Source organism: Desulfosporosinus fructosivorans, assembly GCF_004766045.1.
Taxonomy (GTDB): Bacteria; Bacillota; Desulfitobacteriia; order Desulfitobacteriales; family Desulfitobacteriaceae; genus Desulfosporosinus; species Desulfosporosinus fructosivorans.
On record NZ_SPQQ01000006.1, the window covers coordinates 383,967 to 392,452 of the forward strand.

The window sequence follows — 8,486 nt, forward strand, 5'->3', positions numbered from 1 at the left end:
ATTAATAGATTATATTAGCTCATTATCATAGTTGTAAGATCCTTAACTAGCTCCCCTTGCTCATCACAGACCTTTATCCTAACCTTACCATTCTCTAACGTAAAATAAAGAATATATTTGTTTGTGCTATCACCATTACCCAATGGATCTGTGGGATCAAGGGTTCTTTTTCTGGCAATACTAACTGGCCCAAAGAGATTCTCATCTTCGAGGATAACTTTGGGTTTTTGTTTATAATTACATATATTTAGCTTACCCCTGTGGCTCTCATCATAACTCGTATAGACTAAAGTATAGTCCTCATTGTAGGTAGTTGAGTCTAAAGCAGGCACCGCACCTTGAGGATCATTATTAAATGGAATAGCATCCAATTCAAGTATCTCATGGTTATTAGAGCTATATCTTCGAGCCATAAAAATATTTAAGGTTTGATTACTAGAGGAACTAGAGGGATCAGTGTTTAAATTCATCCCAATAAAGCCAAACCTATCCTCGATAGTTTGTGCCTTAATTACCTCTTTAACAAGAGGTTTATTATTTGTTAAGGGAGTACCATCAAAATCTATGGAGTAGAGGTCAATCCCATTTGGAGTAAATGAGGTATAGGTAAGAGTACTGTCTAAGGTATTAGCATTGATTATTTGAGAAGGTTTTAGTAAGTAGGTCATATCACTGACCGGAGTATCTGTTTCATTAAAGGAAAAGACTGGTCGGTCGAAATTCTTTACATATAATAACTTATCATTTTCTTTAGAGTAATAGAGATTGCCTTTGAATTCCATGCTATTAGCTTCTTCAAAACCCTCTATCGTTAAGAGTTCCTGTTCGGCATGTAAATTCTGGTCATTATCTCTGGTGAGAGTTGTTTTAACAACTCCATCATTAAAAGCTGTAATTATACTATGTTTAGAAAATGGACTATCGAACAATATAACATCCTCAAGATATTGGTGAGTCGGATATTCTGCTAAGAGTTGGCTCTCACCAGTAGCAACATCTAAATAGGATAAAGAAGAATAGCTAATATTTTCTTTAAGGTTTGTGGCTAATACTACCACAGCATTTTCACTTAATACATAATTATCTAGCCAAACAATATTTTTGATTTGTCCGAACTTTGAGGAATTAAATTCAAGGAAAGGTTCCCGAAAGTTAGGTTTAGGATGGGTTTTATTATCAGGAATTTGCGTAATAACAGTAGCTAACAACACTACAAGTGTAAATATAAGCATAATGTATTTTCTCATTATAGACCCAATACTCCCTCCATAATATGGTATAATTAATTATATCACAAATTAGGTGACTTAAAGGAGTAAAGTTAAATGTCTATAACTGATAAATTTAACGAACAGTTTAAAGCAATACATAAGGTCATTTGGATCATTTTACTGCCCATAATTTTAGATATAGGAGAACTCCATCTTTATGAAAGGATTTTCAAAACTGAATATGAGCCCATCTCCCAACTATTCAACTTAAAAATCGGGTTTATATCAGCCCCACCAAGTATTAGATATATCTTGGAAGACTTTCCTTCTCTTATATTTCAATATAACCCTAGCAATTTTCGAGGAGTAATAAATCAAATCAACCTGGCAAACCTCTTGCTTCTGTTATCTTTTGTTCTTGTCACAAGTTTTTTATTCGGTGGCTATTTATCAGTTATTAGCCAAGCAGGGCATAAAAAGGTAACATTTAAAGACTTTCTTCAGGATGGTAATAGAGTATGGTTTAAGTTTTTCATCCTTAACCTCTTGGAGGTTATTCCTTTTCTCTTAATGTTTATAAAAAAAGAATATGCTTATTTTAGTTTAGTTTACATTGTGTTAGTTTATGTTCAATACTCAATTGTTGTAGATAAGGTAAGTCTTATAGAAAATTTTCAGTTTGGAATTAGATTCTTATTGCAAAACTTACGCTTAACCATCAGAATGGCTATTTCTTTTGGCATTTTGTTTTCCTTAGTTGGGATAGTTATACACCCTTTAGCAAAGATGGGCCTGAATGGCATTGTCCTTGGATCTGTTATCACTGCTTATTTTGGAGCTGTGATTAATAAAGCTGTGCTAGAAATCTACAGAGAGGTATCCCAAAACCAAAGTGAGCAAATAGAAGAAATCACCCCTAAGGAATGAATGACGACAATTGCTTACTACGTTGCTCCCCGCTCTTAAATGAAGGGATACTTGTTATTTTGTAGAAATAGTAGTTGAAATGCCTTTGCAACGATGAAAATGGGCCAGAACTTCGATCAATCGAGAAATTAATTCTCATGCTGACAAAAAGAAGTGGTGGGGAGGAATTAGAGATGAAGAGGGCTTATCGAAGTAAGAAAGAAAGTACATTACTAATGCTTTCTTTTATAAAGACAAGCGGTTTTCTGTTCATTCTATTTTCTCTGCTGGTTTTATCGGTATGTTTAAACCCGAGCAGTCAGAATCCCATTGTTGCTCAAAGCGCAGTGGGGTTCATAGATACTGAATTGCAGTATACACTTTCTATTGTCCAGACAAAGGGGTCTTCTATTCGGGCCGATGAAAAAACCATATATTCAGGGACCTTTGACCTTGTTATTCAGAACGACAAAGGAACAGAAACCAGCCGACGGTCACTCAATCAGTCCTTTGGTAATAAAGACCTGCTCTTTGACGGTCCGGTGAATCTCATTCTAAACGATTACAATAATGATAATTTGCTCGACATCCCTATTGGACTCCCTGTGAACGATGGTAGTGGTGAATATAAGTATCATATTTTCAGTGTTGGCAAAGATGGCAAGATTTTTTCATTACCCATAAAAGGGTATAAAGAAGAGGGCTTTGTTTATACTGCCGCTGGTAGTTATTCAATTGAGTTCACTAGAACAGGAGGTATTGGAGAAGGTAAGAGTCCAGGTATAGTAATTGGTGTTAAGAATAACGGCGGCGGTTTTGAACCTGCCAAATATGTCTGGGATGGAAAACTATTTAAATTTGAAAAAGAAAGTCCTTTCATTATTTCCAAGGCAGTATTAGATGCCAATAATGATAAATATTTGATTACAGTCATACAAACGGAATACAAAAAGCCACTTACCCCTGACGAACAAGGCTTTAGTATTTTCGAAAGCATGTACCGAGGACGTTTTGATCTTCAAATTCAGAACAGCAGCGGGAAGGTAACGAGCAGGGTTTCGCTCAATAACTACTTCGGAAATGACGAATTGAGCTGTGGAACTTTCCCACTTGTATTCAAAGATTATAATAAAGACGGTCATTATGATTTTGCAATTGGTCGGCCAGGAAAATCCAGTCCGGAATTTCAATATGTTTTACTCAGTGTCAATGGCGAGGGGATTGTGTATAATCTGCCGGCTATTGGCTATAAAGAAGATGGGTTCATTTACAGCGCGGAGACACAAGCAGGGTTTTCTTTATTGGACGATGGAGAAACTAGTATTGGAGTTACTCTGAGCAATTTCAATGGCTATGGGTTTGGATACGGATACGGTAAATATTTATGGAACGGTAGTCAGTTTGTTTTTTCTGACAAGGCTTCAATAGAAAAGTCTGATGGAGTCACAAAAATATATCAAGACAAAAGATTTGATTTTAGTGTAGAATACCCAGTGGAATGGACAGCTATAATGGAAACCTATATCGAGCCAACTGCAGAACATAATGCAAGTCCTGATAGTGGAATTAATATATACGTGGATGGCAAGCAAGTTGAAAGAATTTATGTGTTTGGTCAAGTCAGCCATATCAGACCAACTATTGATGGATTTCATAGAGAAGAATTTACAACAAATAGTGGCTTAAAGGGACATCTTTATAGCGATGAGATTGATGGGAAAAGACATATAGATTTAATCCTTGGTGAAGGTTACCATGGGGCAAATGTAAGGATTAGCCCTGAATGTTTTAATCAAAATAAAGAACGAATAATGGAGGTGCTGAAAAGTATAAAAATCTGATGGATTACTTTCGGGAGATTATTATAATATATATGCTTTTTGGTTTTTGTTGAATTATAAAAACGAGTATGTTACAATATTTAGTGTAATTAATTGAAATTGGAGTTGAAAAAATGAAGTAATTTTCTTGCTAATTTTAAAAGAATAACAAAATCGTGGTGCGGAAAATGCCGCTTATTTTGTTGTTCTTATGCAAGAAAGTTACCAATTTTTTTCACTCAGACAATATATCCTCTTCATGCCCAATAAGGGTTTGATTTTGCTGTATTTATGAGCTGTAAGAATTGACTTTCTTGCAGCTCATATTTTTTATACTGGAGGATGAATTTATGTCTTTGATAAACGTTACAAATCTGACCTTTGGCTATGACGGCAGTTACGATAACATATTTGAAAACGTAAGTTTTCAAATAGATACCGCTTGGAAATTGGGTTTTACAGGAAGAAATGGTAGAGGTAAGACAACATTTCTTAATTTGTTGCGTGGTAAATATGAATACAGCGGTAATATATCTGCAAATATCAGCTTTGAATATTTCCCTTTCGATGTATTAAACAAGGGTAATAATACCCTTGATATAATCAGCGACATTTTCCCAGACTATACCCACTGGAAATTGATGCGTGAACTTTCATTACTAGAACTTTCTGAGGAAATCTTATATCGTCCTTTTGATTCATTATCCAACGGAGAGCAAACGAAAGTGATGCTTGCTACTTTGTTTCTTAAGGAAAATAGTTTTCTATTGATTGATGAGCCAACTAATCACCTTGATATGAAGGCCAGAAAACTTGTCAGTGACTATCTCAATACTAAAAGTGGTTTTATTCTAGTATCTCACGACAGATCATTTCTTGATAACTGTGTTGACCATATTCTTTCGATCAATAAGACCAATGTAGAAATCCAAAGGGGTAACTTTTCTAGTTGGTGGGAAAATAAACAAAGACAAGACAGCTTTGAACTTGCAGAAAATGAAAAGCTCAAAAAAGATATTACTCGCTTGTCGGATTCTGCCAAACGAGCGAGTAGTTGGTCGCACGAGGTGGAAAAGACGAAAAATGGAACAACAAACTCCGGTTCCAAGCTAGATAAAGGTTATGTTGGCCATAAGGCAGCTAAAATGATGAAACGCTCAAAGTCAATCGAAAGCAGACAGCAATCAGCTATTGAAGAGAAGTCTAAACTTCTTAGAAATATTGAAAACTCTGACAGCCTGAAGATTTCTCAGCTTGCTTATCATAAGAACCGACTTGCCGAACTCGATAATATTTCGATTTTTTACGATGAAACAATGGTTTGCAAAGATGTCGGCTTTACTATTGACCAAGGTGACCGAATTGCGCTTATAGGTAAAAACGGCTCCGGAAAATCAAGTATTATCAAACTTATTTGTGGTGAGGATATAAACTATACAGGCACTTTCAGGAAAGGAAGTCAGCTTAAAATATCCTATGTCTCCCAGGATACTTCACACCTTCAGGGCAAATTAAATGACTACGCTGCAAACAACGAGATCGATGAAAGCCTTTTTAAATCTATCTTAAGAAAGCTTGATTTTTCCAGAGTTCAATTTGAAAAGGATATGTCAGCTTTTAGCGGCGGGCAAAAGAAAAAAGTGCTGATTGCAAAAAGTCTATGCGAGAAAGTTCATTTGCATATCTGGGACGAACCGCTTAATTTTATTGATATTATCTCTCGCATGCAAATAGAAGAGTTACTGCTTGAATACTCACCAACTTTACTATTTGTGGAACATGACAGTAACTTTTACAAAAATATTGCAACAAAGTTTTTTGAACTTTAACTGGATGGACAACCGCCGCTTGAATTGCAACACATTCTCCAATTATTTTAGCTTACCCAGATGCCCAAATTCTCGATTTCGATACTTCATCGGTTTCTCAAACAACGTATGAAGATACCTCGCATTAGCAGATTAGCGAAGGTTTTTTAGAAATAGAGGTCGTTATTTACGCAAACTCTTCGAGAATTAGGGTTCACTAATCACCTATTTTAAGGCGTTGGTAAACAAAGATCCCTCGAAGCCAATCAACTGTTGGTATTCAAGGGATCTTTTTGTCGCATCAATTTAGTAACTATCAAATTTGTTCCTAAACAAGATTCGTATCCAGTTTGCACTGTTCGAACTCGGTTTGAATCTTTTCTGTGGGCTTAGCAGTGAGTAAGCTGATCACGACGATGGCGATTAAGCAGACGAAGAACCCCGGGACCAACTCATAAAGGGTGTTTTTAAGAAAGGGGAAGCGGGTCCAGATAATAACGGTACTAGAACCGGCGATCATCCCGGCTAAGGCTCCCCATTTGTTCATCCGCTTCCAATAGAGGCTCAAGAGAATGACAGGACCAAACGATGCACCGAATCCTGCCCAGGCATAACCGACCAAACCCAGAATAGTATCACTGCGGCGATAAGCAACCAGTATTGCGACCAGTGCTACAAGCAGAACGCATAAACGCCCGACAAAGATGAGTTCTTTATCACCAGCATTGCGACGAAATAGGGTATAGAGGTCTTCCGTCAAAGAACTAGACGTGACAAGAAGCTGAGAAGAGATGGTGCTCATGATCGCGGCTAAGATTGCGGCGAGCAGGAAGCCGGTAATAATCGGGTGAAAAAGCAATTTGCCTAATTCAAGAAAAACGGTTTCGGGATCAGCAAGCGTTAGGCCCTTGTTAGCGAAGTAGGCGATCCCTATTAATCCAGTAAACATAGCGCCAATGACTGAGAAGACCATCCAGAGCATGCCGATCCTACGAGCTTTGGCAACTTCTTTAATAGAAGAGATGGCCATGAAACGAATAATGATGTGCGGCTGTCCAAAATAGCCTAACCCCCAACCGAAGAGCGAGATAATACCTAGAACTGTTGTACCTTTAAAGAAGTCGAGGTATGCAGGATTAATGCTTTGAATGGTATTTAAGGAGTACCCCAATCCTCCAGTTGCCCGAAGGGTGACAAGAGGAACCATTACTAAAGCAAGGACCATGATTATGCCTTGAACAAAATCGGTAAGACTGACTGCTAAAAATCCTCCGAATAGAGTATAAGCTACAACAACCCCACCGACAATCCATAATCCGATATTATAGTCTACATTAAACGAATTCTGAAAAAGAACAGCCCCCGAGACAAGACCGGACGATACATAGAAGGTAAAGAACACAATAATGACGAGACCTGACACAATCCGCAAAATTCTAGAGGTATCTCCAAAACGATTACTTAAATATTCCGGGATTGTAATAGAATTGTTAGCGAGTTCGGTGTACGTCCGTAGACGGGGAGCAACATAGAGCCAATTGCAATAAGCACCGAGTGTAAGGCCAATGACGATCCACCCAGAGCTAATTCCCTGAGAGAACATGGCTCCGGGAAGTCCTAGCATGAGCCAACCGCTCATATCGGAGGCTCCTGCACTTAAGGCGGTTACGGCAGGGCCAAGATTCCGTCCCCCTAGCATGTAATCGGACAAGCTTCTGGTGCGCTTATAGGAGTAATAACCAATCCCAAGCATACCTGCCATGTAAATAATAATTGCTACTAATGATTCCAAACCGTATTCCTCCTTTTTCTTTATTCAGCCTAATGTCGGCCAGCACTGAATAATTATTGTATCACACATTGAAAAGTTGTTGAACACTCTGGAGTGACGAGCATATTTATAAGATAATGGTACTTAGGGCAGGTATTTTAAATATGCTGTTGAATTCTTATTGAGAGTAACTGAACGTCTTCTTATGACTTGACTCATTTAGTAGAACAATGTGCAACGGAAACTATATATAGATAGATAGCTAGGATGTGGAACAATGAGTGAAATTACATTTGCTATCATAACATGGATTCCACTAATTGCATTAGAGGTAGCCGTGATATTGGCTTTTGGGGGGCTATATCTTAAACTCTCCCAAAAACCATATAAAAAGGCGCTATTAGGAGCTACTTTCGCTTTATCAATACCTGCTATATTCGGTTTAATTTACTTTATAATGGGTACGATTGGCTTTTGACCAAGCTATTTAATTTAATTAAAGAAACAACAGATACTCCATGGCTAATTAATGACTGGACACTAAAAATCAAAATATTATAGGAGTGAAATACATATTGGAAATTAGAAATAAACAATTAGGAATAGGAACTATATCCTTAGCATTATGCTTGGTTGGTATCTTGTTTTCAATAAGTTTTAGATATGTCTGTATTGGTGATTACTTAGTAGATGGTATTGGACTAAATTCATGGTCTAATGGTGATTCTGGAATTCATTATACGATTTTCTACTCGTTAATATTTTTCATTCCATCATTATTAATCGGTCTAAAATACAAGGAAAACTATGGTTCAAAGATAGGGAGAAATCTTTCTGCAATTATTGGATTACTTATTCTTATATCTCTATTAGGGGTAGTTGTTTAAGTCTCATTATTCTTATTGCGCCAGGATCAAGTCTGGTAAAGGGGAATGCCTTTGGGCTGAAACCTTTAGAAGGAATCTAGCAG

7 protein-coding genes are annotated in these 8,486 nt (G+C 37.2%); 5 read left to right on the top strand and 2 right to left on the bottom strand.

Annotated elements, in window-relative coordinates; genetic code table 11:
• Positions 1-14 precede the first annotated feature (14 nt).
• Complete coding sequence (locus tag E4K67_RS18455) at positions 15-1,247, bottom strand: hypothetical protein (RefSeq protein ID WP_135549319.1); 1,233 nt, start codon at positions 1,245-1,247, stop codon at positions 15-17.
• Between the two features lie 78 nt (positions 1,248-1,325).
• Between E4K67_RS18455 and E4K67_RS18460 the strand changes: the two genes are divergently transcribed.
• The 3 genes from E4K67_RS18460 (at position 1,326) to E4K67_RS18470 (ending at position 5,766) form a co-directional block, all read left to right on the top strand.
• Positions 1,326-2,138, top strand: coding sequence for a hypothetical protein (locus tag E4K67_RS18460; RefSeq protein WP_135549321.1), 813 nt, complete (start codon positions 1,326-1,328; stop codon positions 2,136-2,138).
• Positions 2,139-2,311: 173 nt separating this feature from the next.
• Positions 2,312-3,958: a hypothetical protein gene (locus E4K67_RS18465; RefSeq protein ID WP_135549323.1), complete on the top strand. Its 1,647-nt coding sequence runs from the start codon at positions 2,312-2,314 to the stop codon at positions 3,956-3,958.
• 329 nt (positions 3,959-4,287) lie between these two features.
• Complete coding sequence (locus E4K67_RS18470) at positions 4,288-5,766, top strand: Lsa family ABC-F type ribosomal protection protein (protein ID WP_135549324.1); 1,479 nt, start codon at positions 4,288-4,290, stop codon at positions 5,764-5,766.
• A gap of 307 nt (positions 5,767-6,073) precedes the next feature.
• On the opposite strand, the gene putP is transcribed toward E4K67_RS18470, so the two are convergent.
• The gene (gene putP, locus E4K67_RS18480) at positions 6,074-7,537 is read right to left on the bottom strand and encodes a sodium/proline symporter PutP (protein ID WP_135549326.1); all 1,464 of its coding nucleotides are present in this window, start codon (positions 7,535-7,537) and stop codon (positions 6,074-6,076) included.
• Between the two features lie 256 nt (positions 7,538-7,793).
• Here putP and E4K67_RS18485 point away from each other — a divergent pair, with 256 nt between their 5' ends.
• Together E4K67_RS18485 and E4K67_RS18490 are read left to right on the top strand one after the other, a co-directional pair.
• A complete protein-coding gene (locus tag E4K67_RS18485) occupies positions 7,794-7,994 on the top strand; it encodes a hypothetical protein (protein WP_135549328.1) in 201 nt (66 codons plus the stop codon).
• A 97-nt stretch (positions 7,995-8,091) separates the two neighbouring features.
• Positions 8,092-8,403 carry a hypothetical protein gene (locus tag E4K67_RS18490; RefSeq protein ID WP_135549330.1) on the top strand — a complete coding sequence of 104 codons (312 nt, stop codon included), beginning with the start codon at positions 8,092-8,094 and terminating at the stop codon, positions 8,401-8,403.
• Positions 8,404-8,486: the final 83 nt, after the last annotated feature.